The 22205-nt window shown below is 60.7% G+C and carries 16 protein-coding genes and 3 pseudogenes; 6 read left to right on the forward strand and 13 right to left on the reverse strand.

All coding sequences use genetic code 11. The features are described from left to right. Positions 1-292 precede the first annotated feature (292 nt). A complete protein-coding gene (locus OMP40_RS31355) occupies positions 293-994 on the forward strand; it encodes a helix-turn-helix domain-containing protein (RefSeq protein ID WP_277537123.1) in 702 nt (233 codons plus the stop codon). A 119-nt stretch (positions 995-1113) separates the two neighbouring features. On the opposite strand, the gene OMP40_RS31360 is transcribed toward OMP40_RS31355, so the two are convergent. Beyond that, positions 1114-3186 carry a beta-galactosidase gene (locus OMP40_RS31360; RefSeq protein ID WP_277537124.1) on the reverse strand — a complete coding sequence of 691 codons (2073 nt, stop codon included), beginning with the start codon at positions 3184-3186 and terminating at the stop codon, positions 1114-1116. A gap of 248 nt (positions 3187-3434) precedes the next feature. On the opposite strand from OMP40_RS31360, the gene OMP40_RS31365 reads away from it, so the two are divergent. Next, complete coding sequence (locus OMP40_RS31365) at positions 3435-4199, forward strand: helix-turn-helix domain-containing protein (RefSeq protein WP_277537127.1); 765 nt, start codon at positions 3435-3437, stop codon at positions 4197-4199. A 2-nt stretch (positions 4200-4201) separates the two neighbouring features. Here OMP40_RS31365 and OMP40_RS42550 read toward each other — a convergent pair. From OMP40_RS42550 to OMP40_RS42565, 6 genes and pseudogenes are all read right to left on the reverse strand, one after another. Then, positions 4202-5494: pseudogene (locus tag OMP40_RS42550) on the reverse strand (FAD-binding protein). A gap of 192 nt (positions 5495-5686) precedes the next feature. Beyond that, the gene (locus OMP40_RS42555) at positions 5687-6064 is read right to left on the reverse strand and encodes a YheC/YheD family protein (protein WP_420872097.1); all 378 of its coding nucleotides are present in this window, start codon (positions 6062-6064) and stop codon (positions 5687-5689) included. Further along, positions 6060-6482, reverse strand: a pseudogene (locus tag OMP40_RS42560) (YheC/YheD family protein); the annotation flags it as partial. The pseudogene OMP40_RS42560 and the gene OMP40_RS42555, both read right to left, overlap by 5 nt. A 167-nt stretch (positions 6483-6649) precedes the next feature. Continuing rightward, positions 6650-8171: pseudogene (locus tag OMP40_RS31380) on the reverse strand (malate:quinone oxidoreductase). A 719-nt stretch (positions 8172-8890) separates the two neighbouring features. Beyond that, the gene (locus OMP40_RS31385; protein WP_277537131.1) at positions 8891-9886 is read right to left on the reverse strand and encodes an alginate lyase family protein; all 996 of its coding nucleotides are present in this window, start codon (positions 9884-9886) and stop codon (positions 8891-8893) included. Between the two features lie 117 nt (positions 9887-10003). After that, the gene (locus OMP40_RS42565) at positions 10004-10177 is read right to left on the reverse strand and encodes a helix-turn-helix domain-containing protein (protein ID WP_420872098.1); all 174 of its coding nucleotides are present in this window, start codon (positions 10175-10177) and stop codon (positions 10004-10006) included. Between the two features lie 2043 nt (positions 10178-12220). Between OMP40_RS42565 and OMP40_RS31395 the strand changes: the two genes are divergently transcribed. Further along, on the forward strand, positions 12221-12352 hold the full coding sequence (locus OMP40_RS31395; RefSeq protein WP_277537135.1) for a hypothetical protein: 132 nt from the start codon (positions 12221-12223) through the stop codon (positions 12350-12352). A 47-nt stretch (positions 12353-12399) separates the two neighbouring features. Here the strand turns inward: OMP40_RS31395 and OMP40_RS31400 are convergent, their stop codons facing one another. The 5 genes from OMP40_RS31400 to OMP40_RS31420 form a co-directional block, all read right to left on the reverse strand. After that, positions 12400-13647: an ABC transporter substrate-binding protein gene (locus OMP40_RS31400; protein WP_277537136.1), complete on the reverse strand. Its 1248-nt coding sequence runs from the start codon at positions 13645-13647 to the stop codon at positions 12400-12402. Next, positions 13592-13939 (reverse strand): hypothetical protein, encoded by a 348-nt coding sequence (locus tag OMP40_RS31405; protein ID WP_277537139.1) that lies wholly within the window; start codon positions 13937-13939, stop codon positions 13592-13594. The genes OMP40_RS31400 and OMP40_RS31405 overlap by 56 nt, the downstream gene beginning before the upstream one ends. Positions 13940-13967: 28 nt before the next feature. After that, positions 13968-14987 carry a carbohydrate ABC transporter permease gene (locus OMP40_RS31410; RefSeq protein WP_277537141.1) on the reverse strand — a complete coding sequence of 340 codons (1020 nt, stop codon included), beginning with the start codon at positions 14985-14987 and terminating at the stop codon, positions 13968-13970. Positions 14988-15002: 15 nt separating this feature from the next. Further along, on the reverse strand, positions 15003-15917 hold the full coding sequence (locus tag OMP40_RS31415) for an ABC transporter permease (protein WP_277537143.1): 915 nt from the start codon (positions 15915-15917) through the stop codon (positions 15003-15005). 167 nt (positions 15918-16084) lie between these two features. After that, complete coding sequence (locus tag OMP40_RS31420) at positions 16085-17851, reverse strand: MGH1-like glycoside hydrolase domain-containing protein (protein WP_277537145.1); 1767 nt, start codon at positions 17849-17851, stop codon at positions 16085-16087. 281 nt (positions 17852-18132) lie between these two features. Here OMP40_RS31420 and OMP40_RS31425 point away from each other — a divergent pair, with 281 nt between their 5' ends. Both OMP40_RS31425 and OMP40_RS31430 read left to right on the forward strand, forming a co-directional pair. Next, positions 18133-18312 carry a hypothetical protein gene (locus OMP40_RS31425; RefSeq protein ID WP_277537147.1) on the forward strand — a complete coding sequence of 60 codons (180 nt, stop codon included), beginning with the start codon at positions 18133-18135 and terminating at the stop codon, positions 18310-18312. 368 nt (positions 18313-18680) lie between these two features. Then, positions 18681-19415 (forward strand): hypothetical protein, encoded by a 735-nt coding sequence (locus tag OMP40_RS31430; protein ID WP_277537148.1) that lies wholly within the window; start codon positions 18681-18683, stop codon positions 19413-19415. 54 nt (positions 19416-19469) lie between these two features. On the opposite strand, the gene OMP40_RS31435 is transcribed toward OMP40_RS31430, so the two are convergent. After that, complete coding sequence (locus OMP40_RS31435; RefSeq protein WP_277537150.1) at positions 19470-21740, reverse strand: fibronectin type III domain-containing protein; 2271 nt, start codon at positions 21738-21740, stop codon at positions 19470-19472. Between the two features lie 257 nt (positions 21741-21997). Here OMP40_RS31435 and OMP40_RS31440 point away from each other — a divergent pair, with 257 nt between their 5' ends. Continuing rightward, the gene (locus OMP40_RS31440; protein WP_277537152.1) at positions 21998-22165 is read left to right on the forward strand and encodes a hypothetical protein; all 168 of its coding nucleotides are present in this window, start codon (positions 21998-22000) and stop codon (positions 22163-22165) included. The last annotated feature ends 40 nt before the right edge of the window (positions 22166-22205 follow it).

The following is a 22205-nucleotide window of genomic DNA, read 5'->3' on the forward strand; positions in this document are numbered from 1 at the left end:
CTCCTCGTCATTCCCGCCGGATTTGTGCTACCTTTAAGTATAGTGAATCGATGCCCGGCAGCTATTGTGAAAAGCACGACTGAGATTGCGAATATAGCGGTTTTGGAATCCCTTTCGAAAAGGACGGAGCGCAACATGGGAAATTTAACGCAGCTGCACACGCAATTTATGCATTTCCATCACGGCCTGGACAGACGCAAAACCGACGCTTACGCGCTGCATTGCCATCCCCATTACGAGCTCTATTACTTTGTCGAAGGGGAGGCGAGCTACCTCGTCGAAGGCGTCAACTATGTGCCGCAAGCCGAACAGTCTGCTGTTGATTTCTCCCAATGTTTTTCACGGCGCCAAGGTGGAGAGCGACCGTCCCTACGAGCGGTTCGCGGTCCACTTCGAGGCTGCCATTTTGCGGCCCGAAGAACGCGACTTGCTGCTGTCGCCGTTCCACGACGCCGCCGGCCCCGAGGACATTTATTTTACCGATGCCGACCGGTTCGGCCTCAGGAACTACGTCGAGCAGCTCGTCGCCTGCGCCGGGATGAGCGACGACCTCCGGGACTTATCGCTGCGGATCCGGCTCGGCGCGCTGCTGTCGCAGCTGCTCCATATGCGCCGGACGATCCACCGCGCGGAAGGGGAGGAGCGGCCGAGGCAGACCGTCGAACGAATCATCGGCTACCTGAACGCCCATATCGCCGAGGACGTGTCCCTCGACGAACTGTCCGCCCTTTTCTTCGTCAGCAAGCACCATTTGAACAAAATATTCCGCAAAGCGACGGGTACGACCGTGGGCAACTACGTCATCCATAAACGCGTCGCGCTCGCCAGGCAGCTTATGATGCAAGGCGAGACCGCGAGCGCCGCTTCTTTGAGCGCGGGCTTCGGCCATTATTCTTCCTTCTTTCGGGCTTATCGCAATATATACGGCCATGCCCCGACCGAACGCGAAACGATGCCGATGGACGGCGAACGGGTTAACCGGCGTTTCCGCTAAGCAGACCGGGCGCTGCCTGTTCGAAGGGGATATCGTTAGAACGGCCGAGGACCCTATCCGTTCGCAAAGAAGAGCCGCGACCGCTCCCCGATAATCGGGAAGCGATCGCGGCTCTTCTCTTATTCGGACTTCCGGATCAGCACGCGCACGCCGTTTTGCGCCAGGCTCAGCGCGTCGCCAGTCACCGATTCTCCGGTCTCTGCGTCCAGGTAGGCCCGTCCGTCCAGCTTGACGCTTCGGGACTCGCCGCTGTAATTTTGCACGAACACGTAATCGGATTCGCCGTCTGTGCGGACATGCGCCGTCACCCCGCGCGGCAGATCCGCCGCGAGCGCTCTAGGCAGCGCCAACGCGCTCGCAAGCTTGGCGTACAGCTCGTCAAGAAGCGCGGCGTCCGCCCGCGTCGCCAGATAATAGGCGCGGCCCCGGCCGAGCGCGTTGACCGTAAGCGCCGGGCGTCCGGCGTAGAAGTCGTCGCGGTACGTCGCCAGCGCCGTCGCGCCCTCCAGGTGCACGAGCTCGCACAGCTCGCGCGACTCGTACGTCTGCGCGAGACCGAGCGCGTTGCCGGGCACAGGCACGAGCGCGTTGCGCTCGTCGTCGTACAGCGCGTCGATCTCCTCCGCCCAGATGCCGAGCGTCCTGCGCAGCGGCCCGGGGAATCCGCCGAGATGGCACAGGTCGTGCTCGTCGACGACGCCGCTCCAATAGGTGGCGACGAGCGTGCCGCCGCCCGCGACGAAGCGCTCCAGACGTTCGCCCGTTGCGGCGCGGCACAGGTACATCATCGGCGCCGCGATCAGATCGTAGCGGGACAGATCCCGATCCTCCTCGGAGCCGATGATGTCGACCTGGATGCCGAGCGACCACAGCGCCCGGTAGTGCTCCATCAACGTATCCTCGTAATGAACGCCGGCATTGCGCGGGCCCTGCGAGTCTTTGACCGCCCACCGGTTGTCCCAATCGGTCAGAAGCGCGGCTCGCGCGTTCACGGCGGTACCCGCCGCGCCCGCGATGCGCTTCAGCGTCTCGCCCAGCTCCGCCACGTCGGAGAAAACGCGCGTATGCTCGTGACCGGCATGGTCGACGACCGCGCCGTGCAGCTTTTCGCTCGAGCCCCGGCTTTTGCGCCACTGGAAGTATTGCACCGAATCGGAGCCGTGTGCGACGGCCTGCAGGGAAGCCAGCTTGTGCATGCCGGGCTTCTTCAGCTTGCTGATCGGCTGCCAGTTGGTCATGCTCGGCGTGCTCTCCATGAGCAGGAAAGGCTTGTCCTTAAGCGAGCGGTACAGATCGTGATTGTACGCGAACCAAGCCGCGACTTCGATGTCGTCCCGCGCGCCGTGCCACTTCGGATAAGCGTCCCAGGATACGACGTCGAGGATGTCGGCGAACTTGCGGTAGTCGAGCCCTTCGTAGCCCTCCATCAGGTTGGTCGTAACGGGCAGCTCCGGATTGTACGGACGCACCGCCGCGATCTCGTGCTTGCAGAAGTCGACGGTCCGCGCGGTGACGAAGCGCTTCCAGTCGAGATTTTGACCGTGGACCATATTTTCGCCGCGCGGCGACGGCGACTCGACCTGCGACCAGCTCGTATACGTATGCGCCCAGAAAGACGTCCACCAGGCGGCGTTCAGCGCGTCAAGCGTGCCGTATTCGGCCCGCAGCCAATCGCGAAACGCTTCCTGGCAATAATCGCAGTGGCAATCGCCGCCGTACTCGTTGGAGATATGCCAGCCGACGACCGCCGGATGGGTGGCGTACCGCTCCGCCAGCTTGCCGTTCATGATCGCCGTCTTCTCCCGGTAGACGGGAGAGCTGTAGCAATGGTTGTGCCGAAGTCCGTGCAGGTTGCGCATGCGCTGGGCGCCGACGCGCAGCACCTCCGGATAGCGCTCGGACATCCATGCCGGACGGGCGCCGCTCGGCGTCGCGAGCCAGGCATAGATGCCGTTGGCCTCGAACCGCTCCAGCACGCGGTCCAGCCAGCCGAATTCGAACCGGCCCTCTTCCGGCTCGATCGCCGCCCAGGCGAAGATGCCGACCGCCATCACGTTGCAGCCGGCCAGCTTCATAAGCCGAATGTCCTCTTCCAGCACTTGCTCGTCGTGCTGCCATTGGTCCGGATTGTAGTCGGCCCCGTGCATGAATCCTTTAATTTTGCCGCTTACCGGCGCATATCGCTTTGCCATCGCCTTTTCTCCTTCGCGCTTGTGGTTGTGATTGTGATTGTGATTGTGCTTGCACGCTTATTGCTAACGCTTTAAAACTAAACTATAGTCTGATTGTAGTCGCGCAGCAGGTTTAATCGCTAGCACAATGCACGTTAAAATAAGCACAAAATGAAGAAAGAGGCGATCAAGCATGCAGCTCCCGTTCCGCCTGTCCCCGTCCGTTCACCGCGATCGGCTCCCGGTGAGCCTGTACTGCGTAGGCGCGCATGCCCAGCATCCGGTCGCCCGACCGGCCGGCTTTCCGGTCATGCAGTGCTTCGTCTCGTTCGGGGGGCCGCGGCCGCTTTGAATTTTCCGACGGGAACCGGCTGTCGGTCGAAGCGGGCCAGGCGCTGCTGATCCCCGCCGACGAAGGACATCGCTACGAGCCGATTCCCGAACAGCCCTGGCTGCTCGGCTTTGTCGGCTTCGAAGGGCCTTGCGCGGCGGACATCGTCCAAGCCTGCGGACTGCCTCTGAGGAAGGCGTTTTCGCTCAAACAAACCGCTTCGCCCGCGACAAGCATCCGAGCGCTATGGCAGCTCGCGGAGCGCGCCGATCCGGAGGCCGCAACATTGCTGTCGGCGCGTCTTTACGAGCTGCTGCTGCTGCTCGGGTCCCTCGCCGCCGGCCCTGCGGCTCCTGCGGCGCCTCCGCGCGCGCGCCAATCCGACGCCGCGCTCGAACGCGCCGTCCATTACCTGCACGAGCACTTTGCCGAGCCGCTCGTCATGTCCAACGTCGCAAGCGCCGTCGGCTATTCGGTGCAGCATTTCCAGCGCCTGTTCCGCGAAGCGTACGGACAGCCGCCGCTGGCGTATCTTCGGCGCATCCGGCTCCATCAGGCCGCGGTATGGCTGGAGGAGAATCCGCGCGCCTCGGTGTCGGAGCTGGCCGGCAAGATCGGCATGGATCCCAACTTTTTTATCCGCTCGTTCAAGCAAGCCTACGGCGTGCCTCCCGGCCAGTATCGAAAAAATAAAAAGCATTAGCTTCAGGCATCTTCGCGACCATTGCCCGTCAAAAAACGTTCCGTATATTCATTGCGGAACTTGCCCGACGGATCGAGCCTCGCGATCAGCCGCTCGAAATCATCCAGCTTCTCGTAGCGGGAACGCAGCCGCGCCGCCGGCATCACGAACAGCTTGGCCCAGTGCGGACGGGCCCGATAGGGCTCGAGCGCCTCCTCGATCAGGGACAGCACCTTGAATACGGCCGCCTGGTCGGGCTTCCACGTAAAATGAATGCCGACGGAATCCCTGCCCTGGCTGGGACTCATCCACAGCTCGTCCGCTGCGACCGTGCGAATCTCGGATATAAAAAGCAGCGGCGCGATCTGCGTGCGCAGCCGTTCGATCGCGCGCAGCGCCTCGTACGCGTTCGCGCGAGAGACGAAATATTCGCTTTGCAGCTCATCGCCCGCGCTCGGCGTAAAGTTCATGCGAAAATGCGGCAGGCGCTCGTACCATTAGCCGACGATGCCGAGCTGCTCGCTGCAAGGGTCCGCCGGCAGCCCCGGCACCGGATGCTTCCGTTCGGTCGCGCGGGTCGCGCCGTAGAACGACGGCTCCCACGGCGCTTGGGCCGCGTCCGCTTCCGTTCGTTTTATCCAAACCTGATTAAACGACGCCTGGCGCCAATCCGTAAACAAGCTGACGCTGTACCCCGCCGAAAATATCGCCTCGACATGGTCCTCCAGCGCCGCGAGTGGCAGGTTTTCATAGACTGTCTGGCTCATGCGAAACGCAGGTATGACGTCAAGCGTGAGCGCGGTTACGATCCCGAGGCAGCCGAGTCCGACGACAGCGCCGTCCAGCAAACCGTCTCCGTCGTCGCGCGAGATCGCGAGTATCTCCCCGCCGGCCGTCACGATATCCAGCGCGTGCACCGCCGTCGCCAGATTGCCGATGCGATCGCCGGAGCCATGCGTCGCGGTCGCGCAGGCGCCGGCCACCGTAATATGCGGCAGCGAAGCCAAGTTGGGCAGCGCATAGCCCCGCTCGTCGAGGTAAGCGCACAATTCGCCGTACCGGATGCCCCCCTCGACCGTCACCTTGCCGTTCGCGCGGTCGAGCCCGACGACACGGTTCAGTCTTTCCAGCGACAGCATCGTGCCTTCGGTATCCGCGATCCCGTTGAACGAATGGCGCGAGCCGATCGCTTTTACGCGGCGGCTGCCCGCCGCCCGTTCCTGAATCTCCTCGACGGAGGACGGAATGACGAGCTCCGAGGCCCGATACCGATAATTGCCCGCCCAGTTGCGTTCGTATGCCGGCTCGTTTTGCATGCATGGCTTCCACCCTTCGATAAAAATGCGAATAACGCGCTTTCACACCTAACATAACACGAATGAAGCGCTCCACGCTCGGCTTGATACCAGCGCAAAAAAGACGCTTGACGCGGAAAAAGCCGGTTCAAGCGTCTTTTCTCGATCCAAGCCGGTACTCCCGGGCGTACGGGTTCCCGCAGGCGCGATCGACTAAGACGGTCTGCGGCCGGCTCTGCGGGCTTGATGCGCCTTCGCCTTCGGCAGCCGGCTGTACGCCATGATCTTGCGATACATGCGTTTGTCGGACAGCGTATTAAAGATGGATCGGTCCGGACGGGAATTGACCTCGATGATCCAAGGCTTCAGCGACCGGTCGATGCCGATGTCGATGCCATAGGCGCGGAATCGAGGAAAATAGGCGCTTAAATGACGGCTGACCCGCAGCGCGAGCCCTTCGAGCCGTCTTTTGTAACCCGCGCGTTTGCCCGCATGGACGGCAGGCGAGAGCAGCGTATCCGCGGGCAAAGGCTTGCCCCCCGTTATGATAGTTGGTAACGATCTTGTTCGGCATGGCAAGCCTTCCGACAATGCCCGTCGCCTCCCAGTTGCCCTTCGGGTTTCGCTGAACCATGATCCTGAGATCGAACGGACGGCGCTTGTAATGAAGCAGCGGAATCCCCATTTGCACCAGGTATATCCTGTTCGCCCGAGCCTTGACGAAGGCGGCGTAAGCTTGCTCCAGCTTCGGGTAAACGCGGCTTCGCGTGCCGTGCCTGAGCTGGTAACCGCCCTTGATTCTGGCGAGCTTAAAGATACCGTAGCCGCCGGTGCCGTGACTCGGTTTGATATAAACGGCGGCATAGCGACGCAGCATGTCCCGAACGGCGTTCAGGGAGGCGATCGCGGTCGGTGGCAGATGACGGGCCGCCACCCGATCCTTGCGCATCAGCCTGTATTTGCCCATCTTGTTGTTCCCGTGCATGATCGTCCCCCGTCTTTTACGCATTTTACCCCCTTTCCTGTATATGCGGGGGCAGGCCGGTTCACCTATGCGAATGACGGTGTAATTCCCGGCGAATATCCGATCGCTTCTTCAGAAACAAAAACGGCAACGCGCATCCGGGACGGAATCCCGAACGCGCGCTGCCGTTAACAAGCGGTAAAATGGCTATATTAAGAAACGGGCTGTCCTGCCGCTTTTTGATAAGGCTTGACGGCGCTTAATCCGAGCGAGTGCGCGGTCGATGCCTGAATCTCGCGCAGCATCGCCGGATTTTTAAGCAAAGAAACGCCGTAGGACGGAATCATTTCTTTTAGTTTCGGCTCCCAAGCCTGTATTTGCATCGGAAAACACTTATTGATGACGTTCAGCATGACCGAGACGGCGGTGGAAGCGCCGGGAGATGCGCCAAGCAGCGCGGCGACGGAGCCGTCCGCGGCCGTCACGACCTCGGTGCCGAACTGCAGCGTGCCTTTGCCGCCGGCGGCCGTATCCTTGATGACCTGCACGCGCTGGCCGGCTACGACCAGATCCCAATCCTCGCTCTTCGCATCCGGCACGAACTCGCGGAGCTCCTCCATGCGCTGTTCCTTCGACAGCATGACCTGCTGGATCAGGTACTTCGTGAGCGACATGTTCTTGGCGCCGGCAGCCATCATCGTGACGAGATTGTGCGGCTTGACCGACGTGATCAGATCGAACATCGAGCCCGTCTTCAGGAACTTTGGAGAGAAGCCGGCGAACGGTCCGAACAGGAGCGACTTCTTGTTGTCGATGAAGCGGGTATCCAGATGCGGCACCGACATCGGAGGCGCGCCGACCTTGGCCTTGCCGTACACCTTCGCATGATGCTTCGCGACGACGTCCGGATTGTTGCAAGACATGAACAGGCCGCTGACCGGGAATCCGCCGATATGCTTGCCTTCGGGAATGCCCGTCTTTTGCAGCAGGTGCAGGCTGCCGCCGCCGCCGCCGATGAAGACGAACTTCGCGGCGTGGCGCTCGACGCCGCCGCCTTCGGCGCGCACCTTCAGCTCCCAGTCGCCGTCCCGGGTACGCCGGATATCGTCCACTTTATGCTTGTATTTGATCTCGACGCCATTTTTCTTGAGATGCTCGAACAGCATGCGCGTCAACGCGCCGAAGTTGACGTCGGTGCCGGCTTCGAACTTGGTCGCCGCGATCTGCTCGCTTCCGCTCCGGTTTTTCATGATGAGCGGAATCCAGTCTTTGAGCTTGGCGTGGTCCTCCGTGTATTCCATGCCGTGGAACAACGGATTGACGGACAACGCTTCGTACCGTTTTTTCAAGAAAGTCACGTCTTTTTTGGCCGTGCACGAGACTCATATGCGGAAGCGGCATAATAAATTCCTGCGGATTGCGGATCAGCTTGCGCTCGACCAGGTAGGACCAGAACTGCATGGAATCCTGGAACTGCTCGTTGATGCTGATCGCCTTGCTGATATCGATCGAGCCGTCCGGCTTTTCGACGGTGTAGTTAAGCTCGCACAGCGCCGCATGTCCCGTACCGGCGTTGTTCCACTCATTGGAACTCTCTTCGCCCGCGCTGGCCAGCTTCTCAAGAACGGTGATTTTCCAGTTCGGCTGGAGCTCCTTCAGCATGGCGCCGAGCGTCGCGCTCATGATGCCCGCACCGATCAAGATTACGTCTGAACTTGTTTGTCCGTTGCTCATTATGACCATCCTTATATTGTAAAATTTGCTCGAATTATTGTCCGGGTCCGATTAACCTTATCTATTTTAACACTATTGCCACCCGACTTTAATAAATATTTACTATAGAGATGATCGATATAAGTTATTTCACTGCCGCAAGCCATGGCAAGCAAAATAGGTGAATGCTTTTTGGTTGTGCAAAAAAACCGTACTCTTCGCAAATGGGATGAGATACTTCCATTTGACTAAAGAACGGTTATCTTGCGTTAATTCGAAGAGCCATGGAATGGGAGCGTCGCCTCTCGGCCGGACAAGCGCTCTGATGCACAAGATTTGTGCATCTGCGAAGCAAGTGCGCCGCCTTGCGGCCGGACAAGCGCTCTAATGCACAAGATTTGTGCATCTGCGAAGCAAGTGCGTCGCCTCCCGGCCGGACAAGCGCTCTGATGCACAAGATTTGTGCATCTGCGAAGCAAGTGCGCCGCCTCCCGGCCGGACAAGCGCTCTGATGCACAAGATTTGTGCATCTGCGAAGCAAGTGCGCCGCCTCTCGGCCGGACAAGCGCTCTGATGCACAATTTTTGTGCATCTGCGAAGCAACTGCGCCGCTTCTCGGCCGGACAAGCGCCCTGATGCACAAGATTTGTGCATCTGCGAAGCAAGTGCGCCGCCTTGCGGCCGGACAAGCGCCCTGATGCACAAGATTTGTGCATCTGCGAAGCAAGTGCGCCGCCTCGCTAGCGACACTGCCCCCGTTCATGCGGGTCTTCAAGCCAAAGCGAAGGGTAATTCCAGGCATACGATTGAAAAAAGCCGCTGCTCGCATTGCGGTGTCCCTTCACCGGCCGGTAAGGCGCGGCGAAGCGCGCGTAGTCTTCGTCCCGATAGACGATCGCCATCGCCTCGAACAGGTCGACCGGCCACGTATCCGCGCCAAGCGGAGCCGGAACGTTCTGCTTTTCTCCGAAGGGCCAGTCGGCTGCGCGACCGTCCGCATAATGAAGGAACGTATCGAGCGCGCGTTTGATGCCTTTGCCGCCGGGCGAAGTCCAGCGGAACAGGTCCTCGCCGGTCGCGTCCAGCACCAGCTTCGCGGCGGCCGTCATCGGCGCCAGGGCGAAATAATGATACCACATGGCGTTCGCCCCTCTGGCCGCTTCCTCCGGCAGGAAGCCGTCCTCCGCAACCGCGTGTTCGATATGCGACTTCAACGCCTCGGCAGCGGCGCCGAACGCCGCGTCGTCCCCCGTGAACCGATGGAGCGCGAGGCGTGCGTAAAGGCTCCAGTCCCACCAGTTGTTGCGCCCTTCGATCCCTTCCCAGGCGGGAAGGCATACCCTGGTCAGCCAGCCGGCGAAGCGCTCCCTCGCTTCGCGGCTCCATGCCTCGAACGGCTCGAGCCAGATCGCCGCGCGAATGAAGCCGACGCCGAGGTAGGCCGACACGAGCGGCCCGTCGTGGCCGCCGATCTCCCGGTTCACGGTCGCCCAGCCGTCCAGCAACTCGGCCGCCTTGCGCGCATATTCGCGCGCGCCGGCGACCCGGTAAGCCAGCGCGCACGTATAAGCGGCTTGCGCATCGGGCTCCATACGCCGCTTTTCGCTCAAGTGGCCCTCGCGATCGTAATAGAAGCCGGGAATCGACCAGACGGGAACCGCGCTGCACGCCGTCGCAAGGCTGGCCTCCGCTTCGCGGAGCAGCGCATCGAGCGCCGGCTCGGGAGACATTTTCATGACGATCGAACTTCCTTTCCTCCACACCTCTTTGTTGCATCATAGCGTCCCCGTATTCCGAAGAACATGCACGATATATTTTTTGCATATCCTTTATTTCACGCCGCTTGCGAAGCGTTAAGACAAGCTCTTCTTCAAGCGGTATTCGCGGGGCGTCGTGCCGAACTTCTTTTTGAACGAACGAAAAAAGTGGCTCTGGTTGCTGAAGCCGGTCCGCTCCATGATCTCGTTGACCGTGAAGTTGCCTTTCTCGAGCAGCTGCATCGTCTGTTCGAGCCGAACTTCGATAATATAGTCGGCGAGCGAGAGACCCTCGGCTTTTTTTGAACAGCCGCCCGACGTAGACCGACGACATCTTGAGCAGGTCGGCCACGCTTTGCAGGCTCAGATTCAAATCTTTGTAATTCGCGCGGACGATCTCCTTGATCGTCTCGATCATGAAGCTGTTCGAATCCGACTCCAGCGCCTCCTGCCGGAACGTGCACAGCTCGCGAAGCGTACGATGGAACGTGAGCTTGGCATCCTCGAGCGTCTCCTGTTCGAGCACCGCCGCATGGAACCGGTACAGATCGTGGGAGATCGGCTTGAGCTTGTTGGCGTTCGCCTCGGATACCGTTCGTTTGATGACGATGGCTAAGTAAGACAGCGCATGAATGCAATCGTCGTAAGACGCCGCGCCGACGATCTCGAAGATCCGCTCGATCGCCGCCTCGGCGGCATCGGGATTCCCCGCCCGAATCGCTTCGGACAGCTTGCGCTCCAATTCGGAGGGAATCGTCGCGTCGCCCCCCTCCGGCTTGCGCGCCATGTCCGGCACGAGAATCGCTCCCCTGCCGTAAAACCATTTGTAAAGCGAAAGATTCAGCGTCTTCGCGTACGCTGCCGACAGCTCCCGGCAATCGCATGCGGGCTCGCCGACGGCGACCGAGAACGTCAACCGGTAATACTGCTTGACGACCAGCTGCACTTGCTCGAGCAGGGCCGTCAGGCGATCGAAGTCCGCCTCCCTGCGCTGGACGAGTAAAACGAGATGATCGGGCTTCAAATCGACGACTTCGATCGCGAATTCGCGCGAGACGATCTCCTCGGCGATGTTCGAGATCGCGTAATGGAAGAGACGCAGATCGTCGGGTCCGCGCTGCAGGAGCGACGAAGCGTCGTCTACGCGCGCGACGCAGATCGCGTATCCGCCCGAGGCGTCGACCGCGAGGCCGTTGTCCTTCGCTTCTTTGGCCCACTGCTCCGGCGTTCGCAGCGCGCTCTCCTGGACGAGCTGGCGCAGCGTGAACCTTTTTTAAAATCCAGCGGTTCTCCGTCAGATTCGAGTCCGCGCGCTTCACCCGGTCCGCCATATGCCCGTACAAGCCGGACAGAAACGTCATCTCGTCCTGCATCGGCGCCTCGCGCACGATCGCGTCCGGGGTATTCGAGACGACGGAACGGAACAGCTGCTCGACCGGACGGTACAGCCGCTTGGAAACGACGACGGCGACGCACAGCGCCAGCACGAGAAACAGCACCGTGAGCAAGAGCGTCGTGTACCGGAGGCGCTGCACCTGGCCCACGACTTCGGCATAAGGCTGGGCATAGATGAGCGTCCAATCCTGCAGCCCCGCCTGCATATACGTGACGAACTGCTTGCGCCCGTCCGTCTTGATGACGCGATAGCCGCTCGTCGCTTCGTCCGCCGCCTGCCGGCCGAGCCGCTCCGCCAGCCCGGCGACTTCGGGTTCGCGTTCGTCCCCCGCGCCGAGTACGACGCCCGCGCCGTCCATCAGGTACGCCTGGCCCGAAGGTCCGCCGTCCTCCTGCGCGATCAACGACAGATTATCGAAAAGCCATGTCGACTTTACATTCAAAATCAAGGCGTCGTCGAGTCCTTCCCGGGAGCTAGGATCGAACAGAATATAGCTGAAAAAATCGACTTGGCCGCGCCGGGCGCCGGTCTCGTCGAGATCGATCGGCAGCAGGCGCAGCTTGGGCGTTTGCCGGGAGTCGGTCAAGAGCGCCGCGAATTTTTTTTCGTATGGCGCTTTGAGCGCGCGAACGTTGCCGTTGCCGATATAAAACCGGTTCATGTTTCCGTTGTAGACGAAAATGGAATGCAGGAACGACGAGGTGCCGACGAACGTATCGAGCGTCGCGATCCGCTGGTACATGAATTCGTCGTCGGACTTGGCGTAGCGCAGTATTTTCACGTCGTTGTTCTGGTACAGCGTTTGCGCCGTATCGGCGACGATCTCGTTCATTTGCGCGACGTTGTAACGAATCTGGGCGAGCACCTTGGCGTTGGCGCGCTGCTGCACGCGCAGCACGGTCCGCTCGGAGGTGTACATGATCGAAAAAGCCGCCGCCAGAAGAAGCACGACGGTCAGCAGGGTGACGGACAGCCAGATCCGCTGCAAGTACTTTCTGGATCGAATCGCCGGAAACATGGACATCAGCTTCACCCGCATCGTGGATTAATGGCCTTCAAGGACCGCCCCCGGGCGGGAGCGGTCCTGTTAAGGCGCTTATTTTTTGCCGTTCGCTTTGGCCCATTCGTCGATTTGCTTCTGCTTTTCTTTCAGCACCGTTTCCGAGCCGACCTTCTTCATCTTTTCGGTGAATACCGGCAAATATTTGTCCGGATCGATCGTGCCGGTCTCAAGCCCCGGGCTGTACTCCTTAAACAGCGCGTCCATGTTCGCCATCTCGGCCTTGACGTTTTCGCTGTTGAAGTTGAAGCCGCTCAGCGCGGGCACGGTCGCTTCCTCGTTCAGCTTCTTGACCCGCTCCCACGTATCCGCCGGCTGGCCCTCGAGCAGGTAGCCGTTGGTCACGTTGCCGAAGATCCAGCCGGAATTGTTGGCATAGCCGCCCTTGTCGTCGATCTTGATCGTATTGTCGCCGACCTTCGTGTAGTGCTTGCCCTCGATGCCGAACGTGAGCAGGTTGAACAGGTCGGCGTTGGTGTTGAGCAGCTCGAGCAGCATGAGCGCGCGGTCCGCATGCTTCGAATTGTAGTTGATCGCGTTCATCGTCGGCGTGACGCCCGTGAACGTCGGCTCGGCGATCGGCACGTAGACGACTTCGTTGCCGCCGAAGTCCGCCTTGCGTCCGGCTTCGCTGCCCGGCGCGAGCGTGAAGTCCTGGACGACGGCGACGTTGCCCGAAGCGAGCAGCGGCTTCAGGTCGCTGACCGTGGCGGCGTCCGGATTCGTGTACCCTTTATCGTGCCAGCTCTTCATCAGCTTCACGTGCGTCTTGTATTCGTCGGTCTGGAGCAGGTCGATCGCGGTCAACGGGTCGCTCAGGCGATAGTCGACGCCGCCGAGCCACTGCATGCCGTAAGCTTCGCTCAGTCTCGTCTGGTCTTTGCCCATCCCGAACGGAACGATGCCGGGCTCGTTCTGCTTGATCTGCGCGAGCAGCGGTTCGAGGTCGGCATACGTCTTGACCTTGCTCGTATCGAAGTTATACTTGTCGACGAAGCGCTTCTGGATGACGAAGCCCGGCGTCTTCGTGAACGTCTGGAAGTTTGGAATCGCATACAATTTTCCTTTGACCTTCACGTCGTTCCAGGCGACCTGGGAGAAGCTCGCCTTGATCGTCGGCGCGTATTTGTCCAGCATCTCGTCGGTAATTTCCATAAAAGCGCCCTTATTGACGTTATCACCGTACTTGAACAGCCAGCTGGAGGTCCATACGAGGTCGTAGTCGTCGCTAGCGGCCACGATCGTGTTCAGCTTGTTTTCGTAGTCGCCGCCGTCGATCGGCACGAGCTCTACCGTCGTATTGATCAGCTTTTTTGGTCATCTCGTTGAAGGCGTCGGATACCGCCTGCTGGTCCTGCGGAATGCCGAACTGGACGTAGTACCACTTGAGCTTGACGGGCTCGAGCGCCGCGGCTTCCGAGCCGGACGGCGAGGCCGACGACGACGCGCCAGCGGATGCGGACGGCGAAGCCGGCGCGGACGAGGACGCCTCGTTCCCTCCGTTGTTATTGCCGCAGCCGCTTAGCACCAGACCGAGCGACAATGCCGCGGTCAACCCCGTACGCCATCTTTTCATTTTCAAACAACCTCCCTGTTCTTTTTTATTATGTTGGACGGCGGCGGCGAGAACAAGCGTTTTTTGGGCCTGTCCCGCCCCGCGGATTCCCGTTGCGAAAAGTCAGCCTTTGAGCGAGCCGAGCGTCAGGCCGGAGACGAAGTAACGCTGGAAAAACGGAAAGATGCAAAGCATCGGCCCCGCGGCCAGGATGGCCATCGCCATCCGTACGCTGTACTTCGGCAGCTGCCCGACGTCGATGCCGAGCTGCTTGACGAACTCGGTGTTGGCGGTCAAATATTCGATCGTGCTGAGCATCCGGACGAGCAGCAAGCTGCAGCGTCGCGAGATTCGGCTTGTCGATGAACAGCATCGCGTTGAACCATTCGTTCCAGTAATTGAACGCGATCGTCAGCCCCAGCGTCGTGAGCGCCGGCGTCGACAGCGGCAGCACCATCGTGAAGAAGATGCGCATCTCGCTCGACCCGTCGACTTTGGCGGATTCGATCATCTCGAACGGAATCTTCGACAGGAAGCCTTTCATGACCATGATGTGGAACGGACTGAGCAATCCGGGGATAATGACGGCGAGCAGACTGTCCTTCAGGTGCAAATATTGCGTCATCAGAATATAGAAAGGAACGAGTCCGCCGCCGAACAGCATCGTGAAAAACACGTAAAACGTGGCCTGTCGATTGAACCGATAGTCCGAACGCGACAGCACCCAGCCCGTCATCGCCGTCAGCAGCAGACCGGCCGCGGTCCCGACGACCGTGACGAAGGTCGTGACGCCGTAGGCGCGGAGCAGGATCTTGGGCGATTGGAAGACAAGGCGATAGGCGCCGAGCGACCAGCGCTCCGGAATAAACCGGTAGCCGTGACTGAGGATCGAATCCTCGGAAGAGAAGCTGGAGACGACGACGAGCAAAAACGGCACGAAAATGCACGCGGATACAAGGATGAACAGCGTGTTGATCAGCCACCGGTAGACCGGACGGGAGTCGAGCGCCCTGGACCTCGGGACGGCGACTTCGGGCGCGGCGCCGGCGGAAGCTTGAAGCGTGGACATGCGGGCACCTCCCGTTTACCAAAGTGAATTTTCTTCGTTCAGCTTGCGGACGGCCATGTTGGCCGCCAGGACAAGCACGAGGCCGACGACCGATTGGAAAAAGCCGACTGCGGCCGACATGGAGATGTCGCCGATCGTGCGGAGCGCGCGGAAGACGTAGGTGTCGATGATGTCCGTCGTCGAATAGATGAGCCCCGTGTTGTTCGGGATGAAATAGTGCAGGCCGAAGTCGCCGCGGAACATCCCGCCGATGGACAGAATGAGCAAGATCGTGACGAGCGGCGCAAGGAGCGGGATCGTAATTTTAAGCGCCATCTGCAGCTTGTTCGCGCCGTCGATCCTCGCCGCCTCATAGTAGCTCTGGTCGATGCCCATGATGCCCGCGTAATACAGCAGCACGTTAAAGCCGACCGCTTTCCACAAGTGCACGAGATTCAGGATGATCGGCCAATATTGCGCCCCGAAGTACCACTCGACCGGCTGCATCCCTACGCCCTTCAGCAGCGCGTTGAGGAAGCCGTTCTGATGATCGAGGAACGCGTTCGAGATATACGAGACGAGCACCCAGGACAGAAAGTAAGGCAGAAACATGATCGTCTGGTGGATCTTGATCCAGCGCCTCGTCAGCTCGTTCAACAAAATCGCGAGGGCCAGGGAGACGATCAGGGTCAGAACGATATAACTGAAGCTGTACAAAATCGTGTTGCGGGTCACGCGCCAGGCGGTGTCGCTGGCAAAGAAAAATTTGAGGTTGTCGAAGCCGACCCATTCGCTGCCGAAGATTCCCTTGCGCAGGTTATAATCTTTGAACGCGATGACGATGCCGACCATCGGAATGTAAGACATGACGAGAAAAAACAGAAAGCCCGGCAAAAACAATACGCTTAACTCTCCGTTCTTCCCTCGCAGGAAAGACCCTCTTCTTTTCATGGCTGCGGTCACCTCGGTTTGTTGTGCGAAATCGCTGCGCTGCTTGATCTGAGTATGCGAAGGCGACGGCCGTTGCGGATACTGCCGGAACTGAACATAATTGGCCGGCGGGACTGTATAAACTGCACATTGCTTGCAAAAATGCACGTCGCGGCGGACGACAATGCTTAATCCGGCGCGGTCTCCGCCTCGGGCATGGCGATCGGCCAGCGCCGATGGCCGGGGCTGCAGTCGTAGTCGGCCTCGAACCCGGGGAGCCGAAGACGCAGCGTAAACGGCTTGTCGGTGCGCACGTGGAGGTGCCAGCCGTCTTCCTCTTCGACGAGCGTCAGGTCGATCGTCGCCGGGCCGAGCGGGTATCGCTTCGCGCCGACGGCTTTGCGCGGGGGCGGACTCCATGTCAGCTCGCCTGCGATCGCGTCGGGCTCGAGTCCGACGACCGTCTCGAGCAGCAGCGCGATCGGGCCGAGCGCGGACCAACTGTAGTCGGGCGCCGCGGCGCTGCCTTTGGCGAACTTACCGGCGCCGCGCAGCTCGCTGCCGTAGTTCTCCCAGAATAAGCCGGTATCCCGATAGACCGCGTGCATTGCGTTCAAATGCTTCAGGGCGGTGCGCCGGGCGAGCGCCGTCAGGCCCGCCCGCTGGAAGCCGCGAATCGCGGCGTAGTTCGTCGGCGCCCATACCGATCCGCGCCAATAGTCGCCCTCGGGGACGTAATGCGGCGAATCGGCCGCGACGCTCGGAATCGGATGCGGCCGCCAGAAGGTCTGCGGGTCGGTCAAGTGACGCGCAAGGTCGGGCACGCGATCTTCGGGAACGGCGCCCGCGAACAGCGGCCAGAACGCGGTCACGATCTTGTCCGGATTGTGCCCGCCTTCGTCGAGCGACGCGGCGTAGATGCGCGCGTCGGGGTCCCACAGATGGCGGTTGAGCGCTTCCCGCGTCTTCTCGCGCTCCCGCGCCCACCGGGCGGCATCGTCGCCGCGGCCGATCAGCCCGGCGATCCGGCCGAGCAGCTCCGCATCGTGCGCCATCTGAGCGGTCAGGCACGGGTAGCCGCTGCCGTAGGACGGCGAGTTGTCGAGCCCGTTGGCCAGACCGGTCGTCCAGAACGTCCCGTTCGCCTGCAGGCGGTTGCGAACGATCCACAGATGATACGCCTTGAGCGCCGGGTACACCCGCTTCAGCCGCAGGACGTCGCCGGTCAGCATCGCCAGATCCCATTCTGCCAGCGTCAGAATCGGCGGATTCGGTCCGAAGTCGGGCTCGTACAGCACCGGCTGGCGGTCCCTGACGTCCAGCTCGCGATGAATGTAGCCCCCGTCGAACTGGGTGCCGTAGATGACGTCGAGCGACGCATGTACAGGCAGCGCCCTCGCGCCGTACTTCGCTGCGATCGCCGTGAATGCCGTATCCCACAGGAACTGGTTGACGGGGAAGTTGGAGCCGGTGGAGATGTAGCCCCCGGGCAAGCCGCTATCCGGCGCGGGCTCGCGGACGAGCCGCAGCAGCATGCGCCAGGCGTCGGCGTACAGCTCGCCGAGCCCCGTCCATTCGGCCGGCAGCACCGGCTCCGGCGCTGCGGCCAGCAGCGCTTGGGCCGACGGCCAATGCAGCCGTCGGTATTCGCGCTCGGGCGCCAGCCGGCCGAGCGACTCGAACACCGGCAGCGGCACGCGGATGCCTGGCGCGGACGGGGCGGCCGACGCGCCAGACAGCGTGAGCGCGTCCGTGCGGACGATCTCGAGCAGCGGCTCGGCGCGCGTCTCGCTCTCTTCCCCGCGGGCTGGCGGCAGCGGATCGACGGCGTCGGCGACCGGCACGTGCGCGATCAGGAGGTCGGTCGAAGCCTGCTTTGCAGACGCGCTTGGGTGAACAGGCTGCGCGTACTTGGTCTCGTACGGCACGGCCGACGAACGCAGCGCGATCTGCATCGGGGGGCTGCTCGGCCGTCGAGCGTACGTCCGTGCCCGGCGGCTCGAACGGGTCCGATAGCCGCTTCGCCTCGACGCGCTGATACACGATGCCTCCTTCCTGGTGCTGGACCGGATCGAAACGGAGGTGGACCGGCGGTATGCCTGCAATGCCGGGGTGGACGGTTCCGCTTAGGCGAATGATGTCCGGCCGCGCGGCTTGCACCGCGTCGAGCACCTTCTGCCGGTTGCGCGACGGGCAATTGGCCGCGGCGTAAGGCGCGAACGAAGGACGTTCGCCCGTGAACGCGCGGAGGACGGCTTCGCCCTTTCGGCACGGGAGGACGAACGCGCCGCGGATCTCCCGCTGGAACGAGCGCCAGTACAGCGGCTCGTCGACGACAAGCGTGCCTTCAAGCCACAGCCGAAGCGGCCTGGGCGACCGCCACTGGAGAAGGAGGACGCCGGCTTCGGGCAGGTGAACGATTCCTTCGTACGTACGCGGCTCTCCTTCGCAGGGCAGCAGCCATTCTTCTTTTCCCGCTTGACCGGGCGGTCTTCGCCGGACGCATCGTCCGCGGGACGCCATCTACGGACAGCGATTGGAGCGTTTGGCATGGTGCACCTCCGGATTGCTTAAAAATGTATGGCGCCGATAATCTTTGCTTGCGTTCGTTCGCCCGCCTCGCGCTTGCGGCAGCTGACGTCTTGGGGCCAGTATGCGGCGCGGCGGGCCCGGGAGCTACTGTATGAAGTGAACGTCGATACCCGTATCGGAGGCAGCCGACTATACGTTTTGTACATGACTGCCGAAAAGGAAATCGGAGGGTCGGACACTTGACTTGGTTCGATGCAGAACCGTGCCGAGGAATGCGGCTGCGTCGAAAGGCTGTTTGTTTCTATCCGGGACTTTGGCGATGATCGAGGCTTCGGCGCGTGGCTGTTTGTTTCTATCCGGGAGTTTCGCGATGATCGCGGCTTCGGCATGTGGCTGTTTGTTTCTATCCCGGACTTTCGCGTTGATCGCGGCTTCGGCGCGTGGCCGTTTGTTTCTAACCGGGACTTTCGAGATGATCGAGGCTTCGGCATGTGGCTGTTTGTTTCTATCCGGGACTTTCGCGATGATCGCGGCTTCGGCATGTGGCTGTTTGTTTCTATCCGGGACTTTCGCGTTGATCGCGGCTTCGGCGCGTGGCTGTTTGTTTCTATCCGGGACTTTCGCGTTGATCGCGGCTTCGGCGCGTGGCTGTTTGTTTCTATCCCGGACTTTCGCGTTGATCGCGGCTTCGGCGCGTGGCCGTTTGTTTCTAACCGGGACTTTCGAGATGATCGAGGCTTCGGCATGTGGCTGTTTGTTTCTATCCGGGACTTTCGCGATGATCGCGGCTTCGGCATGTGGCTGTTTGTTTCTATCCGGGACTTTCGCGTTGATCGCGGCTTCGGCGCGTGGCTGTTTGTTTCTATCCGGGACTTTCGCGTTGATCGCGGCTTCGGCATGTGGCTGTTTGCTTCTATCCGGGGCTATCTCCCATTGTGCAGAACGACAGGCGGCGTTTGTTTCCGGTCAGCATCTTTTGGAAAGTAAAAAAGGAGGCCTCGCGGCCCCCTTTGACGCACGTGCTTGAATCGCTAATCCATCCTACAGCCGCGTCAGCTTGTCGAAGTCCGGCGCGTACGATCCTGCGTTATGGTAGAACTTGATCGTGTTGCTGCCCGCGTTCAGACTCACCGTCACGTCGACGTAGCCGACCGTCGTCCAGCTGCCCGTCGGTGCGAAGGTCACGGTGACCGCCGTGCCTCCGTTTACGCTCATCAGCCCCGTTCTTGCCGAGGCATCCCCGTTTTTGTAATACACCCTGGCCGTATAGCTGCCCGCCGAAGACGCGGCCACGCCGTTGAACTGGAGCGTGCCGTCGTTGTTGCCGATGTTGTTCACCGAATAGCCGCCCGAGCACGTCGAGCAGGTCGCCCTCCAGGCGCCGCCGGTCAGCGTATTGGCGGTCGCTTCGGACTCGTAGACGCTACCGCCCGAGGAGGCGGCGTTGGTGGTCACGGACAGCGCTGCGCTTGCCGCCGATTCGTTGCCGGCCGCATCCTTCGCCTTGACCGTGAACGTATACGCGGTAGACGCGGCGAGACCGGTCACCGTGTGGCTCGTGCCCGTGATCAGGGACGAATTGACCTTCGTCGTGCCGCGATAGACGTCATAGCCGGCCACGCCGACATTGTCCGTCGATGCCGTCCAGGTCAGGCTGACCGTCGTGTCCGTCTTGGATGGCGAAGCGAGTCCCGTTGGCGCGGTCGGCGCCGTCGTATCCGTGCCGCCGCCGGTCCCGGTCCATTCGTACCGGCCGATATCGGGCGCGGCGCCGCTGTAGGGCAGTCCGACGTTCGTGCCGGCGTTGACGACGAGACTCGACGACGACGAAGGACGGAAGTACGGATCAGGCTTCGCCCCGGATTTGTTCAGCCCCGGATTTCCCGTCAAATTGTTCGTCGTTACCAGGTTGGACGGCGCCGCGCCGAACGGACGCAATACGGCCGGCACGTTGTTCAGCACATTGTAGGTCATCGTCGTATTGGACAAATAATTCGTGTCCGACGCCGTCAGAATGAGCGCGTAGGACATGTCTTCGACGATATTGTTCTGGAACTTCGTGTTCGTGATTGGCGAATTGCCGACGATCTTGTACCAGACGGCCTGCTCGAAATTGTTGAAGTAGTTGTTGTAGATTTTGTTGTTGTCATAGGCATAGCCGACGTTAAGATTTTCGAAAAAGATGCCGGAATTGTAGGCGTCTGCGGGCAGTACGCGATTATAAAACACGTTGTTATAGATCTCGTTGTTGCTAACGTACTTCTCCTGCCACATGCCGACGCCCCACCGGAACTGCTCGAGGTAGTTGTTGTACACCTTGGCGTTGCCCGCCGCCAGCTCGATGCCCGCCACCGGCGTATCGTCGCGCGTGTTGATCACGGTGTTGTCGCGGAAGGTCAACGTCGTCCCCGTACCCAGGAACCGGTTGACCAGCGACACCCAGTTGTTGAGCGTATTGTTGTAAATCTCGCTGCCGTCGTAAATGTTCCAAAATTCGAGAGACGCGTCCGCTCCCCATTTCGTATCGTAGCTGTTCGTATTGATCGTGTTGTCGTATACCTTGAGCCCCTTGAACCAGCCATTGCTCTCGAACTTGATGCCGAAGCCGGCGGTTTCGTTGATCGTGTTGTGATGAAGGAGCGCGCCGTCGACGCCGCCGATCAGGATGGCGCCGGACGTCCAGTTGGCCAGATCCTGAGCCACATTCGTCAGCACGCAATTGTAAACTTGGATGCCCGTCAAATAGAAGGACGGCGGCACCGTGTCCGTCGGGCTCCAGCTGGCGATGATCCGCATCGCCGTATGCTTGGTGTTTTGCACGTTCACGTCGTGGATGACGACGTTGTCGCGTCCCTCGACGTGGAAGCCCGCCTCAAGCGCCTTCGACTGGCCGTCGATCTTGAATCCGCTCAGCGTCTGATTGCCGTTCGCGTGCGACGACGAGATCAGCAGGAACAGCTCGTTGCGTCCGCTGGCGGCCGGAAGCGAACCGGCGGATACCGTCGTCTGCGAGACGCCGGCTCCCGTGACGTTTACGCCAACCGGCAGTTGGATCGGCTGCGTCTCCGTGAACGTTCCCGCCGACAGCACGATCGTGTTGCCCGCGCCGGCCGGCACATGCGCCGCCGCATAGGCGATCGTCTTCCAAGGGCTCGCCGACGTCCCCGTACCGGTCGCGTCGCTCCCCGACGGACTGACGTAGTAGTTCGTCGCCGCGTGCGAACGCTGAACGTACGAGACCATGCCCATGCCGACAATAAATACCGCGACCAACAGCCATACTAAGCTTCTTGACGCTGCGCTCTTGCTCATTACTTGAATCCTCCTCTGCGGTTCGAATGGTGGTGCGCCCCCATTGTTCCACGCAGAGCCTTACCCGCGATACGATATATTTTGAACATTCGTGTCTTTCGCGATATTTTCGACTATACAATACTGTAATCGCTTGCAAACGCAAGCCGATTCCTAATATTTAACATGCCATGTGATAGGATATAGCTAAAAATTGAGGATGTGAACGTGCGAATGGCTATGTTCAATCCGCGTAAATGCGAAAGGGGGCCATGCCGATGATGGATGCTGCGGAGACTCGGTGGGATCGCGGGAAGCAGGAGGTCGTCGAGACGCTGACGCTGTTCTCGACCGCGGACAGGAACGGCAGGATGACGACGCTCCTGCCTGGACGCCGCGTCGGACGCGCGGCTCGCGCATGCGCGTGCTGGCAATTAAAGCCTTGATCCGCACGGTTCATAGGCGTTAAACGCAAGAAATCGTCCT

The sequence above is a fragment of the Cohnella rhizosphaerae genome (assembly GCF_029525575.1).
GTDB classification, from domain to species: Bacteria; Bacillota; Bacilli; order Paenibacillales; family Paenibacillaceae; genus Cohnella; species Cohnella rhizosphaerae.

Bases quoted from the DNA above. Each gene is read 5' to 3' on its own strand.
- OMP40_RS31355 (WP_277537123.1), top strand. From the start codon at position 293: ATGTGCCGCAAGCCGAACAGTCTGCTGTTGATTTCTCCCAATGTTTTT.
- OMP40_RS31360 (WP_277537124.1), bottom strand. From the start codon at position 3,186: ATGGCAAAGCGATATGCGCCGGTAAGCGGCAAAATTAAAGGATTCATG.
- OMP40_RS31365 (WP_277537127.1), top strand. From the start codon at position 3,435: ATGCCCAGCATCCGGTCGCCCGACCGGCCGGCTTTCCGGTCATGCAGT.
- OMP40_RS31385 (WP_277537131.1), bottom strand. From the start codon at position 9,886: ATGAAAATGTCTCCCGAGCCGGCGCTCGATGCGCTGCTCCGCGAAGCG.
- OMP40_RS31395 (WP_277537135.1), top strand. From the start codon at position 12,221: ATGATCGAAAAAGCCGCCGCCAGAAGAAGCACGACGGTCAGCAGGGTG.
- OMP40_RS31405 (WP_277537139.1), bottom strand. From the start codon at position 13,939: ATGAAAAGATGGCGTACGGGGTTGACCGCGGCATTGTCGCTCGGTCTG.
- OMP40_RS31410 (WP_277537141.1), bottom strand. From the start codon at position 14,987: ATGTCCACGCTTCAAGCTTCCGCCGGCGCCGCGCCCGAAGTCGCCGTC.
- OMP40_RS31415 (WP_277537143.1), bottom strand. From the start codon at position 15,917: ATGAAAAGAAGAGGGTCTTTCCTGCGAGGGAAGAACGGAGAGTTAAGC.
- OMP40_RS31420 (WP_277537145.1), bottom strand. From the start codon at position 17,851: ATGCAGATCGCGCTGCGTTCGTCGGCCGTGCCGTACGAGACCAAGTAC.
- OMP40_RS31430 (WP_277537148.1), top strand. From the start codon at position 18,681: ATGCAGAACCGTGCCGAGGAATGCGGCTGCGTCGAAAGGCTGTTTGTT.
- OMP40_RS31435 (WP_277537150.1), bottom strand. From the start codon at position 21,740: ATGAGCAAGAGCGCAGCGTCAAGAAGCTTAGTATGGCTGTTGGTCGCG.
- OMP40_RS31440 (WP_277537152.1), top strand. From the start codon at position 21,998: ATGATGGATGCTGCGGAGACTCGGTGGGATCGCGGGAAGCAGGAGGTC.